Origin of the sequence: Paraburkholderia caffeinitolerans, from assembly GCF_902859945.1 — a bacterium.
GTDB lineage: Bacteria > Pseudomonadota > Gammaproteobacteria > Burkholderiales > Burkholderiaceae > Paraburkholderia > Paraburkholderia caffeinitolerans.
Map to the genome: position 1 here is coordinate 1 of NZ_CADIKL010000074.1, position 18,146 is coordinate 18,146.

Genomic DNA, 18,146 nt, shown 5'->3' on the forward strand with positions numbered 1-18,146 from the left:
TGCATCACCTCGATCTCGTCCATCGTGTACACCTGTCCATTAAAAATTTAGATGGACACGATCCTCGCCTTCGAGCCTTACTCATTCAAGATGACTTTACCGGGGGCTTACACGCCACTTACGAAAAATATATACCGAAAAACTACAATCCCTATTCGCCGATGTTCGGAGCCATGCCATGACGCAGCGGATTGCCGTGCGGCGCGCAGAAAAGTCGTTGTCACCGATCGCCAGTCAGGCGGTGTGGGCGGGGTTGCTATTGAACGGATTGGCTATTGCGCTCGCGTTCACGGCATATAAATTCGATTACGGTGTTTCGAGTGTGCCGTGGAAAATCAGCGTCGTGATCGCAGCGATTTGTGTTGCAACGCCAGCCCTGTGCTGGCTCGGTTTTGGATACACCCGAAAGTTCGCGATGCATGGCTGGGTCAGGTTGTTCAGCTTGCTGTCCGCCTACGCGCTGATCGGCATCGCTTTTTATTTTTTCTTTTTCATTTTTGCACCAATGCCACTACTTGAACGTGTTGTTGGTCTCGGGGCCGGCGGCGGTCTGACTGCTTATTGGTTAATATTTTCATGGCTTGATCTAACGCGTTTCATCAAGCGATCGAATTTCGAAAGTCAGGCATTCGATTTTTACGATGAAGAAATCGTCTGTAAGGAGAAATTCTTTGAGATTCTCGATGAAGGGTACGTCGAAAAAGACCCATTCGTGAAGTGGCATAACTGGATCGTCATGGCGCTTGCCCCTTTCTTTCTCGTGCTGAGCAGATTGTTGTCGGCGTATTTCGGTACGGGTGGTGTCCTCTTTTTCATTGCCGCAGTGACCTTTCCTGCATCCCTTTGGTTAATCGGAGTCATGGTCAGGGTTGGTGTAACAATGATTCTATTACCGTTGTTCATGGAGCAACGATATCGCAAGCCTGTACTGATTGCACCCAATACAACCTTTTAGCGGACTGCTACCTTCGGGAAGTTATCCAGGATGCGGTTCAAAACGCTTGTCCTTATATGACGCTATTTGATACTCAACAGTGACAATACCACTGCGAACGGAACGGTGGTCGCCGCGTCAGCGGCGACTCGGTTAGACGGTTGCGACGTCGCGAATGAGGGCGATGGCGTGCAATATCAGACCTGCGACGACTTGAGGATCGAGACGCGGCAATGCCTTCAAGGTCCTCATGGTTTCCAGACTGATCGCTACGACTCGTTCTACGGAGATTCGTTCGACACCCTGCCGGAAGTCGCCGGGCTGTTTCAGCAGGTCAAGACAAAAATATTGAGCTTCGGCGATCTGCTGAATAGTTCTCAGCGTGATATCCCAACGGTTGATGTCTCACATTCGCGAACTGTCTGCCTACCGAGTCAAGCACATGAAATCGAACCCTGACGCTGCAATGAGCGGCTCAATTTCCCGTTGGCTCGTCGGCCTGCTGGCGTTGTTGTCGCTCACCGCATGCTCCGGGAGGTCCAGGAGTCTTGACTTTATAACTACTGGCCTCGGCCAATCATGGATGTGTCCGTCAATGGACAATATGCGGGTGGCTCGTTTGGGGAATATCACCCGGGTGGCGCGGGAGGAAAAATTGTCTGCTGCGTGAGGATAAAGCCGGGCCCGGTTGTCGTGGAATGGACACTAGACGGTCCACCTGATGCGCCTGGAAATGGAAAGAGAATTCAAGCCACGAGCGTTCTCGGTGAGGTCGCACATGATGCGGAAGTGCTAACGGTCCACATTTACCCGGATAGCTCTGTTGTTGTGGAAGCATCTGAGCAGTATGTTGACGAACGGCCGAACCCCAAGGAACAACAAGAGTGAAATCGAAAATTGATGCTAGAAGAAACGCATTAGCCCGCCGCTTGCTCGTCGGTCTGATATCCGTATTGCCGCTCACAGCCTGCTCGGAGAGGTCCATGAATCTTGATGTTGCCGTTTATAACTACTGGCCTCGCCCACTGCTGGATGTTTCTGTCAATGGTCAGTACGCAGGTGGCTCTTTTGGGGAATACCATCCGGGCAGCGCAGGAGGTTCAATCGTCTGCTGTGTAAAGGTGAAACCTGGTCCAATTTCCGTGGAATGGACACTCGACGGCCCACCTGATACACCGGGAAATGGAACCAAAATTCACGCTACGACTACGCTTGACCATATTTCGAGCAACGCGAAGGTGCTTACAGTCCACATTTATCCTGATAAAACTGTTTTCGTAGAAACGTCACAGGAGTACGTTGATGAACGCCCTCACCCACAAGGGGCAGACAAATGAGCTCGCTTCCACAACCTCCATCGCTGATGCAGATCATAGCAGCGGCAACGCGTGATGTTCCGAAATTTCCACCGACCGCAAAGCAAGATTGCTCCGATGTTGTTCATCTTGCTTTCTTCTTTGACGGCACGGGAAGCAATCGGGAAGCTGATTCCGCACGACAATGCTGGAGCAACGTAGCGAGGTTATTTGACGCAGCGATGACCGATCCATCAAAAGGTATTTACCGGTTTTACATCAGTGGTGTCGGCACCGCATACAACGGCGAAGCCTCTTGGGTGGACAGGCCAGACATATGGGTCGAGGATGTTGTTTTAGGCAACGCATTTGGTGGTTGGGTGATCGCCGACTATTCGATGGCGAAAGCCGTATGAATCAGGCTTTGCATCAGGCCTTGGTTAACAACGCCCACAAGATGGGGGGAGAAATAAAGCAATATGTTGATAAAAATCGAAACGCAAGCCTGAACGATTTGAATAAGGCCATTGGAGCGCATCGACTAATCAAAATCATTAACATATCGGTGATCGGCTTTTCTCGCGGTGCGGCTCTATCACGCGCATTCGTGAACATGCTGGCTGGGCGGTGTAAGAAGCAGGAAGACGGTTCACTAACATTGAACGGATTTCCGGTTCGCTTTACGTTCCTCGGTCTATTCGACACGGTAGCCTCATTTGGCCTGCCTGCACACAACATTACACTTCCCATGGAACGGCGCGATCTGCGCATTCCAACCTGTGTGGAACGATGCGTACATTACGTTGCAGCGAATGAGCTCCGATATTCGTTCCCCGTAGATCTGATCCGCGAAAATGGAAAATATAAGTCTGGATGGACAGAGAAGGTCTACCCTGGTGTGCATTCCGATATTGGCGGGGGATATGGGCCGGACGATCAAGATATAGATGGAAGCTATGCGCGCATTCCGATGGCGGACATGCACGAGGAAGCTTTAAAGGCGGGCGTACGACTCATGACTTTGGATCATATGAAAGCAGAGCGTGCAGGCCTTGCAGCCCGTCTCACTGTCAAACCGGAAACACAGAGCAACTATCAGATCTACATGAGCACTGCCAAGCCACCAGGAACCTCCGTCGAAGCCGACATGGCGTGTCACATGAAGGCCTACTACGAAAGCAACGGCACGCTTTGGCGCAAGAAGCAGCCGCTCGTCGGCCAGAAATCGTTCAAGGATAGTTCCATCAAGCATGCGATGTGGGGGACGATGGATATCGAGGCACCCGCCTACGCCGAGGCATTGAAGAGCAATCGCGATGTCGTCGTAACGAATCGCGGGAAAAATGATGAACGGATCTTTTTCTATACATTCAAGCCTGAGCAATGGCGACTCGATGCCTGGATGACGAATGCGCCGGACAGTATCGTCAACTTCTTCGCGCACTACGTTCACAACTCCAAGGTTGATTTTGTAGCCAACGTCGAACCGTTCAGCTATTTCCGCCCACGCGGAGTCTTTGAGCAAAATTCATAGCCCGACAACCACTCGACGCACCAAGACATGAAACGCTATCTAATTCTCAACGGCGACAAGACCACCGCGAACGGCACGGTAGTCGCCATGCCTTCAACGATCCAGTTCGTCGGCCGCGATGTTGCACACGAGGGCGACGACGTGCAATGCCCCGCATGCAATACGACGGGCAAAATCAAATGCGACGGTCCACGGCAGGTGATGACAGCACCGGATGGCAGGCATGCGGCCTTGAGCGACGATCTCTGTATCTGCAAATGCGATCCGCCGCCGAAGCTCGTTGCTTCGCAACAGTCGATGTCTGTCGATGCCTGATAACCGGTAGTAATCGCTTTGTCGATAACCTGATGACCGGCTGGAAGGCGAAATTTCCAGGGAAGCTCCGACATCGAATTTCACATAACAAGTTCGCTGGCAGCGAAGCTGAGAGGCGCTGCGAAGTATCTTGAAGAACATTATCCGAAAGACTGCGATGGTTATCCCCTGATGTTTGTTCCCTGAATATGACGATGCCTAACAGGTTGCTGAAATACCGTTTTGCAGGGTGCTCGGAAGCAGTTTTCAGGGGTGGCTACCCCTTACCGGAGTCGCGCGAGCGGCTTGCAGGACTTCCTATGAAGTCGGCAATTTTTTGTGAACCCCTCCCGGAAGGTATTTCCGCAACCTGCTAAGGGGGCATTCAAACGTGCTACGGGAATTGCGCTGATTTTTACCATGGCACTTGATGCTGCCGAGTGGTACCGCGACTATTCGAAGATTGGCCCAGATGGAAAGCGCTCGAAGGATTTGTTTGATTTATTCGCAAAGGTTGGCGTTGACCTCGTCGCAGCGGGAGTCACCGCTGCTGTTTCAACGGCGTTGGTAGGCGCCGTGACGACGGCGCTACTGACCGCAGGTATGATTGCTAGCGCGCCTGTATGGGCGGTGGCTGCTGCGGCGTTTGGGGTGGCTGTAGCGGTAGGATATTTAATTAATCTGGCCGACAATGAGTTCCACATTACACAATGGGTGGCTGGAAAATTACGTAATGCAGCTCAAGCTTTGGAAGAAAGCTATCCAAAAGATTACAATGGATATTCGATGATGTTCATGCCATGAATAAAACTATTAATAATTCAAAGAATTTTCTTTGGAGTGTGGTGAAAAAGACAGTTCCGCTAACCCTATTTATCAACGTTGTTTCTATCGCTATCGCCTACGGGTTTTACGAGATGGCGTTTCGTGTATCGCTAGTGCCATTTTTCCTGGCGATGGCGATGTTGATATTTGCCGCCTTGGGGCCAGTTATGATCGCCACAATTGATAGGGGGCAATCGCGGCTCGTCTCCCTCGGACTCGCGAACGGGATCATGATAGGGTCAATTTACTTCTTTTTTGGCGTCGTTTGCTTCTTTTTCTATTTTCTGTTTGCTCCTATGCCTCTGTATGCACGTGCTGGCGGGCTTGTGCCTGGTATCGCAATGACTGTTTATTGGATGGTGTTTACTGCGCGGGATGTTAGCCGGGCGCTAAAAACCTCGCGCTTCGTGCAGCAGGCGTTTGAGGACAAAGGCGATGTTTTGCAGTATCGGCTGCAAAATATCGCGAAGCTGGAGTCGGTCCTGAGTTCGCGCAGTCCTTCTGGAAAGCTGCATATGTATTTGGTGCTGCTGATAGCGCCACTATCGCTAGTGATCGGGCGAGTCTTGACGCCGGCCTTTGGTTCGCACGGTCCCATTTTGCTGGCCGCCTTGATTCTATTTCCCGTTTCGCAATGGATTGCGGGGATCGGAGTCAGGCAATATTTCGTGATGGTACGTTTGCCCAGAATGCTGGAGCGTACGCAAGGTAAATCGGTCATCGTTGCGAGTGATGATATTCACTGATGCTGTGTCGAAATGATTTAGGTATCGACTGTGGCTCCGTGGACCATAACGACGCACTTGATGGCTCTGAAGGCGCTGAATTGAAATTGGCGTAAGACGGCATCTACCGGAACGCAAGCCCAGATGCCACGATCGCAATCGATGACGAAATCCGAGACCAAGCAGAAAGACGCGATTTGGGAGATGACGAAGAAAGCCACGCCGGTGAACTTCATCTTTCCCATGCTGGGTGCTGGCGTGTCGTACGCTGCATACGCGGATGACCTTGCAGTGTCCGGATGGCCATGGAAAATCGGACTATTGGTTACGTTGATTTGCCTCTTCGTACCGTTCGTTGCCTCGATGATGTACCGCCGCTCAAATTTGCTGTGGGTATGCGGGTTGATACTATCGATTGCGACATTTTCCATGTACTTCTTCTTTGGCACATTCGCTTATTTTTACTATTTCGTGTTTGCACCGATGGAGCCTCTTTTGCGCTGGCCGGGGCTGCTTGGTGGGTTTGCGTTGACGCTGTACTGGGCAGCCACGTCAAAGCGAACGGTGATGCATACGATCACAAATACCTCCTTTGTCAAACGGGCCTTCGAAGAAAACGCATCAGATTTTCGTTATCGAACGCAAGCGGGAATGGCACTGTTCGAGCGACTCAACAAAGAGCGCTCGCCTTTTCCAAAAATCTATTCCTATATCGTCTTCGGTATCGCGCCGTTCTATCTGATACTGGGGCGGCTTCTGTCGTCAAATTTTGGGGCGAACGGCGTATTGTTCGCTTTGGCGATCTTGGGCATGCCAGTGTCGCTTTGGTTTGCTGGTCTGCTTGTCCGCATCTATCTTGTGATGGTCAGCCTACCCAGAAAGCTTGAGAGGGAACATCGCAAGCCTGTGTTGGTGGTGGACTAGAGTGTGTTTGGCGCTTTGGCCAGATCGGCTTCGATGGATCAAGCAGACCAGCTAGCGATCAAGCCGTGATGAGATACGCTACGTAAGCGGAAGTGGCGTGATATCGCTCCACGCAGCATTCAATCGTTAAGTTTCCCGAGACACGACCCGAGGCACTTCACTTTTCATGAAACGCTATCTAATTCTCAACGGCGACAAGACCACCGCGAACGGCACGGTAGTCGCCATGCCTTCAACGATCCAGTTCGTAGGCCGCGATGTCGCCCATGAGGGCGACGACGTGCAATGCCCCGCATGCAATACGACTGGAAAAATCAAATGCGACGGCCCACGGCAGTTGATGACAGCACCGGATGGCAGGCATGCGGCTTTGAGCGACGATCTTTGCATTTGCAAATGCGATCCGCCGCCGAAGCTCATTGCTTCGCAACAGTCGATGTCGGTCGATGCTTGATAAAGTCCCCGATAGCAACTGGTGGTGATCGCTTTGGCGATCACCCGAATTAGCCCCCTCACTCAGTCGCCGCCAACTGTCCCTCAGCGTGCTCGCTCCCCACCTGATGCGCACGCGAGAGTCTTCCCATCAGCGGCAACAGCAAGATAGCCAGCAACGCCCCACCCGCCGCAACCCACCCAAGCCCATTAAAAAGCTTCTGATAAAGCGGCAACGATTCAATCGGCGAGAGCGTGCCTTCAGGCATCTTCGCGTACGTAGCGACCACACTGCCGAGATACTGCGACACGCCAGTAGCCACAAAATACGCGCCCATCATAAAACCGCTCATGCGGGCCGGCACATAGCGCGCGATCATCGCAAGACCCAAACCGCTTACGAGCAATTCGCCAAGCGAATAAAGCCCATAACCCGCCACCATGAACCACGACGAAACACGTCCTTCCACGGCATAACGCCCGCTCGCCGCAAACACAAAAAAGCCCGCCGCCACCACGACAAAACCGAGCGCATACTTCGCCGCAACCGGCACATCGCCGCCCCGGCGCGCGAGGCTCGAGTAGATCGCCGCGAGAATCGGGCTCAGCACCATGATCCAGATGGGGTTGAGCGCCTGGAATTGCGCGGCGCTCCAGCTAAAGAGCGCGGTGCCGAACAGGTTGAACGCGGGGTCGACGTTGTGCACGGCGAACAGCGTGAGCGAGGTCGACATCTGCTGGTAGAAGATGAAGAACAGAATCACCTGCAGCGTGAGGATCAGCGCGGCGGCAAGGCCCGCGCGCTCATGACGTTCGCATTTAACGAGCATCCACGCGAAGATCGCGAGAATGGCCGCGGCCGCCGTATAAACGCACGCCACGGCAAGCTGCTTGTCCCTGAGCACGACGAGCGTAGCCGCGCCCAGCGCGATGCCGCCGGCGATCACGCAGGCGAGGCGCTTCCATTGCACGGGCTCATTGTCCGGTTCGGAGCCAATCTTTGCGAGCGTGCGCTGCATCAGGAAGAAGTTGAGAATGCCGAGCGCCATGCCGCCGCAGCAGACGGCGAACGCGGCGTGCCAGCCCCAATGGTCCTTGATCCACGGCGTGAGCAGCATCGAGAACGTCGAGCCGATATTGACCGCCATGTAATAGATCGTGAATGCGGCGTCGATGCCCGATTCGTCGCCTTCGTAAATGCGGCGCACGAGATTGGCGGCGTTCGATTTGAAGAGGCCGTTGCCCACCACAATCACGCCGAGCGAGGCGTACAGGTGCGTGAGCCGGTCGTCGGGCATCGCGAGCATGAAATAGCCCGCGAGCAGGATGATGGCGCCGAGCACCATCGAGCGGCGCGCGCCCAGCACGCGGTCGCCGATCCAGCCGCCAATCGCGGGCGAGGCATACACGAGCGCGGTGAAGGCGCCCCAGGTGAGGGTCGCATGCTCTTCGGTGAAGCCGACGCGCTGGACCATGAAAAGAACCAGCAGCGCGGCCATGCCGTAGTAGCCGAAGCGTTCCCACATTTCGATCAGGAACACTGTCGAGAACGATTTCGTCCTTGAAATCGATGAATTCATTGTTACCTCAGTTTTATTGCGAAGTTGGCGAAGACACACCAGAATTACTTGAAAAACCGCTAGCCGGTCTTCTTCTTCGTCTTCTTGTTTTGATTAAATTCGATTGCCGCGCGAATGAGCGCTTTCAATGCGCGGGCATTGACCTTGTCGCCTTCGAAGAAGTCGATCGCGCGCCGCGCGTTGCCTTCGAGCCCGGCGTTAAACAGCTTGTCGGGGTCGGGCAGGCTCGCGCCGTACTGGAACGTGAGCTTCACTTTGCCCTTATGCGCATTGGCGACTGCGATGATGCCGTCGCGGTACCACACCGGGCTGCCCATCCACTTCCACTCTTCGACGATTTCCTTGTCCGCTTCGAGAATGGCGCGGCGCACGGCGGCGAAGGTCGTGCCGCGCCAGTCGGTGATGCTCGCGATCAATGCGTCGATTTGTTCGGATGGGGTCATGGGCGCTCCCTGTTGCGCTATCAGGCATAAGGAACCCGAAGCGTCGTCTGGGAAGGCGGCTGCGGGCAAACGCGCCATTATCCAGCCTGGCGCGAATGCCCGCATTCTGGACGCTACTTTTGCGTCTTAGGTTCGTGTCCTACTTCGCCGTGAAGCTGTAGTGGCCGGTGGTGCGATGGCCGTCGGCGGCCACGGCGACCCACTTGACCGTGTATTTGCCCGCAGCAAGCGTATCGAGCGCCACCGACATGCGCTTGCCGTTGGCAGGATCGACGGTGGCCTTGCCGTGGACGACCGACTTGCCCGCCGCGTCGGTGACGTCGATCGAGCTGAAAGCCGGTTCGAGCGCATCGTCGAAGTCGATCACGACGGTGTTTTGCGCCGTCGTCACGGTTGAGCCGGCGGGCGGCTGCTGATGAGTCGGTTGTGCGTGCGCCCAGGCCAGTTGCGCGCCGGCGAGCGCGAGCGCACCCGCTGCAAGGTGGAGAGAGCGAAGAAGCGTGCTGAATTTCGTCATGGTGAGGGACCTCCTGAAAGCGATTATTGAAAGAGCGGCTTGCCGATGCTGTGCGGGGCCACGTCGTCGAAGAAGATGTGCGTCTGGACCAGGATGCCGACATGCGAGCCGCTTGCGCGGTTGACCGGGATCTGCGCTTCAATGCCGAGTTGGCCGTAGCGGTTCATCCAGATAAAGCCCGGATTGATGGTGCCGGTCGTTTGGCCCTGGCTGTGCGAGAGAGGCACTTCCACAATCGGGACCAGGTTCGAAAGCGGCTGCGGCAAGCCGAGATCGTGTACGTGCTGCTGCAGATAGGGCAGGCTGTACTGGAACGTGAAGCCGTAGTTGAAGGCGTTCGGCTGACCGCTGCCGGTCGTGAGCGACGGTCCCAGTTCCGCGGTGACGGCCACGGGGCGCAGCCACGCGAGCGAGTCGGGCAGGTCGCCCATACCTTTGCCCGCGTAGAGGTTGGGCGAAATGGTCGAATAGCTGGCGGCGATGGCGCGGCTCCCGGTGCCGCCTAGTTCGGCGTTCACGCCCACCGAGGTCATGAACTCGTGTGCGTCGTTCACGTACAGCAGATATTTGAGTCCGACGCCGAAGTTGTCGAAGCCGCGCGCGCTGGGATTGTTCTGCATGACGTAGCTTCCGTCGACCGAAAGCGCGAGGCGCGGCGTGATGAGTTTGTCGTACTCGAAATCGAACGCGTTGATGCTCTGGTCGCCCGCGTCGCCGGGCACGCGCTGATGCCCGAACTCCAGGTTGGCCTCGTCGCCGACGCCGGGGTCGTCGACGGCCATCGTCGACGGAAAGACGCGGTCGCCCGCGATGGCATGCGCGTGCGCCGCCTGCGGGGCGAGTAGCAAGGCGGGCAGTGAAGCGAGCAGCGAAGTCAGCAGCGAAGTCAGCAGCGAAGTCAGCAGCGAAGTCAGCAGCGCGGGGGGCACGAACGGGCCGCTCGGCTTGCGCGGCGAAAGTTCAAACATGAGGTGTCCTGAATCGAAGGAGATGCGCGCCGCGCACGGGCGAGTCCCGGCGCGTGCAGACGCGCGGTGACATGGCCGGCAGATCGCCGCACAGGTCACCGCATGAAGCCGCGAGAAGGCGGCTGCGATCAGGTCATGCGGAAGGTGGCGCGCGCGCAAGCGCGAGGGTGAGCGGCTCGGCGCGCGCGAGCCGCTCGAAGCGCGCGGCAACGCGCGCATGCACGAGGCGCGTGGCGAGCACGAGCGACACCGGCACGCCGGGCGCGACCGGCAAATGGGCGAACAGGTTGCAATAGCCGCAATCCTGCAGGTCGCCGGGGGTGACATGCGCGTGGGCCGCATTGCCGTGCGCGGTCTGCGAGACGCGCATCGACGGCATGTCGCAATGCCCGTTCATCGTGGACATCTGCGTGGTCTGCGTCGCCAGCAGATGCGAAATCACCGGCGCGAGCGTCGTCATCAGGATCGCAAGCGTCCCTAATAAACTGACCAGCTTGAGGTGGAAACGGCGCACGGCGTAAAAGGCAACGGAGAGAAAACAGCAGAGAACAGCGGTGGAAAACCGCGTGATTATGCCACGTGCGCCTTACGCACCGCCTGCGCGCTAGTCTGCTGCTTCGAGCAGCCCGAGCATGAGCGCGCGGCGCACGGCGTGCTTGCGCGAACTCGCGTCGAGCTTGCCGAACAGGTTCTTCAGATGCCACTTCACGGTGACTTCGCCCACGCCCAGTGCGAGCGCGATTTCCTTGTTCGAGAGCGCGCGAGCGAGCAGTTCGAGGATTTCGCGCTCCTTGGGGGTGAGGATGACGCCCGATACCGCACGCGTTTGCGGGGCGGCGCGAACTACGCGTGGCGCGGCAATCGGGTTGGCATTGCGCGCGGGTGCGCCGGGCGAGGTTTCGAGCGTGCGCCGCGCCCAGTCGGCCACGGCCGGGTGCAGATCGGAAAGCGTGCGGGAGAGGCGGAAGGTCTGCGCGAGGTCCACGGCTTCGAGCAGCAGCGCGCGGCCTTCCGCGCCCGTTTGCTCCAGCACGTAGGCGCGCAGCGCCATGATTTCGATGCCGTCGCAGCGGCGCTTCATGGCGTCGGCAAGCTGTGCGGCCTCGTTGAGCGCGTCGAGCGCCGGCTGCCAGCGGCGCGCGGCGATGGCGGCGCTCGCCTGGGCGTGGGCCTGCATCAGCAGGACGTGACGCCGCCATAGCGGTCGTTGCGATGCGGCGTCCGCGTCCGCGCGCGCGAGTTCGTCGATGCGCTGCACGAGCGCTTCGCAAGTCTGCACGCGATAGCAGTTCGCGTGCATGCGCACCTGCTCGGCGAGGCTCGCCATCGACAGGCGTGGCAGCCGCCGCGTCACGCCGAGCGCATGCAGCGATTCGAGCAGGTCGAGCGCGCGGTGTTCGGCGCCGCGCGCCACCGCGACGCGCGCCGCGGTGCGCCAGGCGAGCATCACGGTGTCCGGTGTGCCGCTGCGCTCCAGCACGTCGAGCCGGTTGGCGAGCAGCGCGGCGGCTTCGTCGATCCGGTCGGCTTCGTAGGCGAGCGTCGCGCAGAGTGCGGCCAGCATGCAGCTGAGCGGATGGCGACGGCCGAGATCCGCGTCCGCGCTGGCGAGCGCCGGCATCAGCACGGTTTCGGCCAGTTGAAGCTGGCCCTCGTGGAAGTAGCTGAAGCCGACCACGAACGCGCCCCAGCGCCCGACGTAGCTTTGCCGCGCGGGGTTTGGCGTCTGGGTTTGCGTTTGCGGCGGCACGCGCTGCTGGTACTGTCGCGCCTGGGCGGGTTCGCCCAGCGCGAGCGCCCGCGCGCCCAACCGGTTCGCGTGCATCTGTGCGAGCCATGGATGTGTGGCGGGTGCAGCGTCCACCCACGGCTCGAACAGGGCGACGCAGCGGTCGATATCGTCGGCGAACACGGCGGCGGCGCTCAGGATCAGTACGCATTCATAGCGCAGTTCGTCGTCGACGTTTGGCCCCGCGAGCACGTGTTCGATCTGCCGCGCGGCCTCGGGATGGCGCTCGCCGAGCGCGAGCGCCCATGCCGCCGCAAGACGCAGGCGCGGCCGCGCTTCGAGTTCCGCCTCGGGCAGCAGTTCGAGCCACTCGAGCATGGCGGGCAGGTGGCCCTGGCGCACCGCGTCCAGCAGGCTGCGCTCGGCCAGCTCGAACGCCAGCCGGTGCTGTCCCGCCGCATGCGCATGGCGTGCGGCCGGCTCGGTCATGCCTTGCGCCGCGAGCCAGGCGGCGGCGCGCGCGTGCAATTCGGTTTGCTGCGGCGTCGGCCATTGCGCGAGCCGCGCGCGCAGCACGTCGCGCACGAGCGCATGGAGCTGAAGCCATTCGTTGCCATCCGCGGCCGTGAACATCGGCGTGTCCCGCGCGAGCCGTGCGAGTTGCCCAGCCGCCTCCGGCTCGCCGGTCAGCGCGGCGCAGAGCGCCGGATGGAGCGTGTCGACCACGCTGATGCGCGTGAGAAAGTCGACGTCGGCGGGAGCGAGCCGGGCAATCAGCGCCTGCAGCAGACGTTCGCGCAATTCGCCCGATGCGCCCTCCAGCGGCTCGACGATCTGGCGCGGGTCGCTCGCGCGCTCCATTGCGGCCAGCGCCAGTTGCAGACCCAGCGGCCAGCCCTCGCAGAGTTCGAAGAGCCGCGCGCCGGCGTCGGCGTCCATGCGCTCGCCGAAGCGCGCGGCCGCCAGCGCGATGGTTTCGTCGATGCGCAGGCGCAGCGCGTCGGCGTCCACGCGCGCGCACTGGCCGTAGGCGAGCAGATCGGCGAGCGGCACGTCCAGGCCGTGCCGCGCCGCCACGGCAGTGCGCAGGTTCGGCGGCGCGTTGTGCAGGATATAGACGAGCGCCCGCACGCCGGAGGCCGGCAGGCGTTCCGCTTCGTCGACGATCAGCACCAGCTCGAACGAGAGCTGTGCCACTTCCGCGAGCCAGGCCGTCACGCCTTCGAGTTCGTGGGCGGCGCCCGCTGCGCCATCGGTCAGATGCCGTGCGAAAGCCGGGCGCGCGCAGGCCGTGCGCACCGCCTGCACGAGCCCGGGCACGAGCCGCTGCGTCTCGTCGCGCTCATCGGCGGAAAACCACGCGACGGCGGTGCCCCGGGACAGGTATTCGCGCCGCCAGAGCGCCAGCAGCGAGGTCTTGCCGAACCCCGCGGGCGCCTGCACGAGCACCGCCTGGCACTCGCGCAAGCCCGCGTTCGCAGCGCCCAGCCGCGCGCGCGTGAACAGGTGCGCGGGCTCGCGCGGCGCAACGGTCTTCAGGACGAACTCGCTGGCGGCGCGTCCCGCGTCGGGGGTGCTCGAGGCTGGGGAGGGTACGGAAGGCGGCGCGGAAGGGGACACTGAGGAAGGCATCTGGAGGCGGGGTCGAATCGGCCGGGCAGCTTTTGCGGGCGGGTCGGCGTGGGGGTGCGACATAGGTGCGACATGAAAGCATCGGCTGGAGAGGCGGGCCGCGTCAAGCCCCTCTTGCGTTTAGTCCTCCGCTTCGAGCCCCCTGGGGCCTGTTATTAGCGTGAACAGGCCTTGGCATCTTGCCAGCCCCTCCGTGCCGAGGGGGGCGCTCGCGCGCCGCGCCACTATCATTCTTTTCAAGGTGGAAGCGGCGCGGCCTGGGTCAGACCCGCCTGCCGCGCCCTCCGGATTTATGTGAGTGGGAGCCCATGTATCGTCATTTTCTCGTTCCCGTGGATGATTCCGACGCCGGCATCGACACGGTGGCCCATGCGGTTGCGTTGGCGCGCTCGGTGGGCGCGCGCATCACGTTTGCTTACCTCGCGGATTCGCTGGCGGATGCGCATGCGCGGCGGGACGGCGAGCGGCCGGCCGGGCATCGCTTCGACGACTGTGTGCGCGAGATGCTCATCGTGAAGGCCGAGGCGGCCGCGCGCGCGCTGGGCGTGCCCTGCGAGTCGATGCGCGTGGCCAGCCCCGCCGCGCAGCTTGCGAGCACCGCGAGCGCGCGGGGCTGCGATCTCGTTTGTGTGGCGTCGCAGGCCACTGCGGCGTCGGATGTGCCGGTGCTCCATTGCGTCGTGCGGCGCGGGCCAGCGGCAGTGCGCGTGGTGGCGGCGCTCTATCGCCTCCATCGCGCCACAGCCGGCGCGTTGTGCGAGCGGCTGGCCCATAACGGGCTGGCCCATTTCGGGCCGGCCTATCCTGATCTGGACTCGTGCGGGCTCGATGCCTTGCGGATCCCGCGCCTCGGCTCCGGCGACGCATGCCAGCTGTCCTCGCTGCTAAGCGGCCGAACCAGCGTGGTCGACGCCGAGCTCGGCGAGCTTGAGCGGCAGCACCAGCGCGGCGCGGCGCTGTTCGCGGAGCTCGAGCGCGCCGTTACCTCCGGGGCCGCGAACGTCGGAGCGGCCTTGAACGGCTACGCCCAGTTCGTTTGGGAATACTTCGGGCGCAAGGAAGGCGTGATCGTGCCAGCCGCGCAGCGCTATCTGCGCGAAGACGACTGGCGCGATCTGGAGGCGGCCTTCGCCATCGGCGGCGCCCGCGTCGCTAGCGTCACGCCATAAGCCGCAGCGACAGAAAAAACAAATATTGCAGGAGACAAAGTTGCATACGCATCCCATCGAGGCCGGCACGTCCATGCAGGACGCCGACGATTCTTCCCCGCGAGCCTATGCGTGGGTCGTGTTCGCGCTGACCTTCGCGCTGCTGCTGTCCGACTACATGTCGCGCCAGGTGCTCAACGCAGTCTTTCCGCTCCTCAAGGCCACTTGGGGGCTGTCCGATACGCGGCTGGGCTCGTTGAGCAGCATCGTCGCGCTGATGGTCGGCGTGCTGACGTTTCCGCTCTCCGTGATCGCCGACCGTTGGGGCCGCGTGCGTAGCATCGTGCTGATGGCGGCACTCTGGAGTCTCGCCACGCTCGGCTGCGCCGCCGCGGCCAGCTACGGCCAGATGCTGCTGGCGCGCGCGTTCGTCGGGGTCGGCGAAGCCGCGTATGGGAGCGTGGGCGTCGCGCTGATCATCAGCATCTTTCCGGCGCGCCTGCGCTCGACGCTCACCGGCGCGTTCATGGCCGGCGGCGCGTTTGGCTCGGTGCTGGGCATGGCGGCGGGCGGCGTGCTCGCGGTGCACATGGGCTGGCGCGCCGCGTTCGGCATGATGGCGGGCCTCGGCTTCGTGCTCGTGCTCGCGTTCCGCCTCGTCGTCACCGAAGCGCGCATCGCGCGCAATCGCGGCGCGCAAGCACCGCAGGCCAACGCACCCGGCGCGGCCAGCGAGACCCGGCGGCCCAGCCTGCGCAGCGTGCTCGCGGGACTCTTCTCCACCGTCTCGGTGAATTGCGCCTATCTCGGCAGCGCCCTGCAGCTTTTCATCATGGGCGCCGTGATTGCGTGGCTGCCGAGCTTTCTGAACCGCTACTACGGTCTGCCGCCCGATCGCGCGGCGGTGGCGGCCGCCGTGTTCGTGCTGCTCGGCGGGACCGGCATGATCGTGTGCGGCATGGTCACCGACCGCGTGAGCCGGCACGCGCCGGGGCGCAAGTGGACGATGGCCATCGCGTTTTCGCTGCTGTCTTTCGTGCTGCTCGGCGGCGGCTTTCATGCGGGCCCCGGCCCGCTGCAACTGGTCATGCTCGGCGCGGGCATCTTCGTGGTGGCCGGCACCTCGGGACCGGCCGGCGCGATGGTCGCCAATCTCACGCACGAGTCGATCCATTCGCCCGCGTTCGCCACGCTCACGCTCGTGAATAACCTCGTCGGACTCGCGCCGGGGCCGATCGTCGTCGGCTTTATCGCGGACCGCATCGGCCTGCTTGGCGCGTTGCAGGTCGCGCCGCTCGTCGCGCTCGTGGCGGGCTTCGCTTTCGTGCTCGGCAAGCGCTGCTATGGCGCGGGGCTGCAGGCCGTGCACCGCCGCCATCCGGTGCCCGCACCTCAATGATCCAGCCGTGGAGCCTCTATCGATGAATCAACCGCTTTCTTCCGCTACGCCTGACCGGGTATTGCACGTCGACTTTTATTTCGACTTCGTTTGCCCGTGGTGCCTGATCGGCAAGCGCAATCTCGAAGCCGCGATTGCGGCGTTCGAGGCGCGCTGGCCGCACGTGAGTGTGCAGGTCGCGTGGCGCTCGGTCGAACTGCTGCCGCATACGCCCGTGGGCGGCCTGCCTTACGAGGCGTTCTATCTGGCGCGCCTTGGCAGCGCGCAGGCCGTTGCGATGCGGCGCGCGCAGGTGCGGGATGCCGCGCGCGCTGCGGGCGTCGAGCTGGCGTTCGAGCGCATCCGTGTGTTGCCGAACACGGCGGCGGCTCACGCAATGGTTGCGCACACAACTGAAATGGACGGTGAACGCGGTCGCGGCGCGCAGGCCGAACTCGTCGAACGTCTCTTCACGGCGTATTTCATCGAGGGCGAGGATATCGGCGATGCAGCCACGCTTGCGCGCATCGCGCGCGCGTGCGGCGTGGACGATACGGCCTCAGCATCAGCGCCGCGTGCGCACGGCGAGACGAACCGTGTCGATGGTGTGCCTTATTTCGTGTTCGACGGCCGCTATGCGTTGAGCGGCGCGCAGCCGCCACAGGTGTTGATCGAAGCGATGCTGCACGCGGCGGATCTGACGCAGGTGCACGATCATGAAGCGTGAAGTCGATATCGGCGCAGCGGACAGCGTGGAGCCCGGGCAGCGCAAGCTCGCTTTCATCGATGGGCGCAGTGTGGTGGTCTTCAATGTGGAAGGCAGTCTTCACGCGATCGAGAATAGTTGCCCGCACAACGGTGCGTCGATGGCTGGTGGGCGTCTGGAGGGGAGTGTGATCACCTGTCCGGCGCATGGGCTGCGCTTCGATTTGCGCACGGGCTGTATGCCGGGGGTGGAAGGGTTGTGTCTGAACGTGCTGCCGGTGAGGACGGCTGACGGGAAGCTGATGGTCGAGGTTGAGTAAATCAGATCATCTCGCGTCATATCCGAAATTGATAAAAGACTCATTCATCCCGCTATGTACGCCGTGCGTCGCGGTCGAGTTTGCAAGGGAAACCGGGCGTTCTGCCGGGACACGCGAAGACGTACCGCGCTCGACGGGATGGCGTAGTGCGTAACGCCTTTTAGGCAGATATTGCCACGTATCAAATTAGCAGAGTATTTCGACCTTTTCCTTCAAATTGGAACGGAGATATATCCACAATTTCGGAATTGGCTTATAGCCAGTCAAAAGCATAGAAAAACAAGATGCCAGATCGAGCGTCGCGACGCTCCCTCTTTCCTACCATCACGATGGAGGCAACTGGCACATGAAGGACGCAGCAACAGGGCGTGAAGTCGTCCGCCTTGGCGACACCACCGATCACGGCGGCGAGGTCATTGAGGCCGTGCCGAATCTCACGCATCGAGCTATTCCGGTAGCACTAGACGGACACATGGTCAGATGTCCGAAGTGTGGCGGCGATTTCCCCATCATCGCGACGGGCAAGCGCACGCATGGTGGCGTGCGCGTTGCGTTCATCGGTGACCGGACCGCATGCGGCGCGATGCTGCAAAAGGCGGTGTGATCATGTCCCCCCACAGACTTTACGTCAGCCCGGTTCGCATGCAGGGCCACGCACTGCCCGAATATGTCCTCGAATGGGAGTTCCGGAAACGGACATACAAAGCCCACCAGGACGTGCTGGTTCCGCGTCGCGTCTCGGGCCATGAGGGCATCGGCCAGC

General features: G+C 60.7%; 22 protein-coding genes and 1 pseudogene. 17 read left to right on the top strand and 6 right to left on the bottom strand.

Going from position 1 to position 18,146, the window contains the following annotated elements; all coding sequences use genetic code 11:
- The 12 genes and pseudogenes from HV773_RS36730 to HV773_RS35655 form a co-directional block, all read left to right on the top strand.
- The coding region (locus tag HV773_RS36730; RefSeq protein ID WP_217481976.1) for a hypothetical protein at positions 1 to 182 on the top strand (182 nt) is incomplete at its 5' end.
- Positions 179 to 955, top strand: coding sequence for a hypothetical protein (locus HV773_RS35610; RefSeq protein ID WP_129563894.1), 777 nt, complete (start codon positions 179 to 181; stop codon positions 953 to 955). The genes HV773_RS36730 and HV773_RS35610, both read left to right, overlap by 4 nt.
- 168 nt (positions 956 to 1,123) lie before the next feature.
- The gene (locus HV773_RS35615) at positions 1,124 to 1,393 is read left to right on the top strand and encodes a hypothetical protein (RefSeq protein ID WP_129563895.1); all 270 of its coding nucleotides are present in this window, start codon (positions 1,124 to 1,126) and stop codon (positions 1,391 to 1,393) included.
- Positions 1,394 to 1,501: 108 nt separating this feature from the next.
- A pseudogene (locus HV773_RS37640) lies at positions 1,502 to 1,822 on the top strand (hypothetical protein); the annotation flags it as partial.
- Positions 1,823 to 1,917: 95 nt separating this feature from the next.
- Positions 1,918 to 2,271 (top strand): DUF3304 domain-containing protein, encoded by a 354-nt coding sequence (locus HV773_RS35620; protein ID WP_129563897.1) that lies wholly within the window; start codon positions 1,918 to 1,920, stop codon positions 2,269 to 2,271.
- A complete protein-coding gene (locus HV773_RS35625) occupies positions 2,268 to 2,645 on the top strand; it encodes a DUF2235 domain-containing protein (protein ID WP_129563898.1) in 378 nt (125 codons plus the stop codon). Before HV773_RS35620 ends, HV773_RS35625 begins: the two co-directional genes overlap by 4 nt.
- Entirely contained in the window at positions 2,642 to 3,763 is a 1,122-nt protein-coding gene (locus HV773_RS35630) for a T6SS phospholipase effector Tle1-like catalytic domain-containing protein (protein ID WP_160113487.1), read from the top strand. The genes HV773_RS35625 and HV773_RS35630 overlap by 4 nt, the downstream gene beginning before the upstream one ends.
- Before the next feature lie 27 nt (positions 3,764 to 3,790).
- Positions 3,791 to 4,078 (top strand): PAAR domain-containing protein, encoded by a 288-nt coding sequence (locus HV773_RS35635; protein WP_129563900.1) that lies wholly within the window; start codon positions 3,791 to 3,793, stop codon positions 4,076 to 4,078.
- Positions 4,079 to 4,477: 399 nt separating this feature from the next.
- On the top strand, positions 4,478 to 4,861 hold the full coding sequence (locus HV773_RS35640) for a hypothetical protein (RefSeq protein WP_129563901.1): 384 nt from the start codon (positions 4,478 to 4,480) through the stop codon (positions 4,859 to 4,861).
- Positions 4,858 to 5,628, top strand: coding sequence for a hypothetical protein (locus tag HV773_RS35645; RefSeq protein ID WP_129563902.1), 771 nt, complete (start codon positions 4,858 to 4,860; stop codon positions 5,626 to 5,628). The genes HV773_RS35640 and HV773_RS35645 overlap by 4 nt, the downstream gene beginning before the upstream one ends.
- Positions 5,629 to 5,769: 141 nt before the next feature.
- Complete coding sequence (locus HV773_RS35650) at positions 5,770 to 6,531, top strand: hypothetical protein (protein ID WP_227875524.1); 762 nt, start codon at positions 5,770 to 5,772, stop codon at positions 6,529 to 6,531.
- A 166-nt stretch (positions 6,532 to 6,697) separates the two neighbouring features.
- Positions 6,698 to 6,985, top strand: a complete 288-nt coding sequence (locus tag HV773_RS35655; protein ID WP_129563904.1) for a PAAR domain-containing protein — start codon at positions 6,698 to 6,700, stop codon at positions 6,983 to 6,985.
- A gap of 58 nt (positions 6,986 to 7,043) precedes the next feature.
- On the opposite strand, the gene HV773_RS35660 is transcribed toward HV773_RS35655, so the two are convergent.
- From HV773_RS35660 to HV773_RS35685, 6 genes are all read right to left on the bottom strand, one after another.
- A complete protein-coding gene (locus HV773_RS35660; RefSeq protein ID WP_129563905.1) occupies positions 7,044 to 8,543 on the bottom strand; it encodes a peptide MFS transporter in 1,500 nt (499 codons plus the stop codon).
- Positions 8,544 to 8,602: 59 nt separating this feature from the next.
- Positions 8,603 to 8,986 carry a DUF1801 domain-containing protein gene (locus tag HV773_RS35665; protein ID WP_129563906.1) on the bottom strand — a complete coding sequence of 128 codons (384 nt, stop codon included), beginning with the start codon at positions 8,984 to 8,986 and terminating at the stop codon, positions 8,603 to 8,605.
- A 139-nt stretch (positions 8,987 to 9,125) separates the two neighbouring features.
- A complete protein-coding gene (locus HV773_RS35670) occupies positions 9,126 to 9,503 on the bottom strand; it encodes a copper resistance CopC family protein (protein ID WP_129563907.1) in 378 nt (125 codons plus the stop codon).
- 23 nt (positions 9,504 to 9,526) lie between these two features.
- A complete protein-coding gene (locus HV773_RS35675; RefSeq protein WP_227875525.1) occupies positions 9,527 to 10,471 on the bottom strand; it encodes a hypothetical protein in 945 nt (314 codons plus the stop codon).
- Between the two features lie 133 nt (positions 10,472 to 10,604).
- A complete protein-coding gene (locus HV773_RS35680) occupies positions 10,605 to 10,985 on the bottom strand; it encodes a DUF2946 domain-containing protein (protein ID WP_129563908.1) in 381 nt (126 codons plus the stop codon).
- A gap of 90 nt (positions 10,986 to 11,075) precedes the next feature.
- Positions 11,076 to 13,832, bottom strand: a complete 2,757-nt coding sequence (locus tag HV773_RS35685) for a helix-turn-helix transcriptional regulator (protein ID WP_129563909.1) — start codon at positions 13,830 to 13,832, stop codon at positions 11,076 to 11,078.
- 308 nt (positions 13,833 to 14,140) lie between these two features.
- On the opposite strand from HV773_RS35685, the gene HV773_RS35690 reads away from it, so the two are divergent.
- From HV773_RS35690 to HV773_RS35710, 5 genes are all read left to right on the top strand, one after another.
- Entirely contained in the window at positions 14,141 to 15,001 is an 861-nt protein-coding gene (locus tag HV773_RS35690; protein ID WP_129563910.1) for a universal stress protein, read from the top strand.
- A 40-nt stretch (positions 15,002 to 15,041) separates the two neighbouring features.
- The gene (locus HV773_RS35695; protein ID WP_377728920.1) at positions 15,042 to 16,379 is read left to right on the top strand and encodes an MFS transporter; all 1,338 of its coding nucleotides are present in this window, start codon (positions 15,042 to 15,044) and stop codon (positions 16,377 to 16,379) included.
- Positions 16,380 to 16,401: 22 nt separating this feature from the next.
- Positions 16,402 to 17,085: a DsbA family oxidoreductase gene (locus tag HV773_RS35700; protein WP_129563911.1), complete on the top strand. Its 684-nt coding sequence runs from the start codon at positions 16,402 to 16,404 to the stop codon at positions 17,083 to 17,085.
- A complete protein-coding gene (locus HV773_RS35705) occupies positions 17,075 to 17,383 on the top strand; it encodes a Rieske (2Fe-2S) protein (RefSeq protein WP_129563912.1) in 309 nt (102 codons plus the stop codon). Before HV773_RS35700 ends, HV773_RS35705 begins: the two co-directional genes overlap by 11 nt.
- Before the next feature lie 346 nt (positions 17,384 to 17,729).
- Positions 17,730 to 17,987: a PAAR domain-containing protein gene (locus HV773_RS35710; RefSeq protein WP_129563913.1), complete on the top strand. Its 258-nt coding sequence runs from the start codon at positions 17,730 to 17,732 to the stop codon at positions 17,985 to 17,987.
- The last annotated feature ends 159 nt before the right edge of the window (positions 17,988 to 18,146 follow it).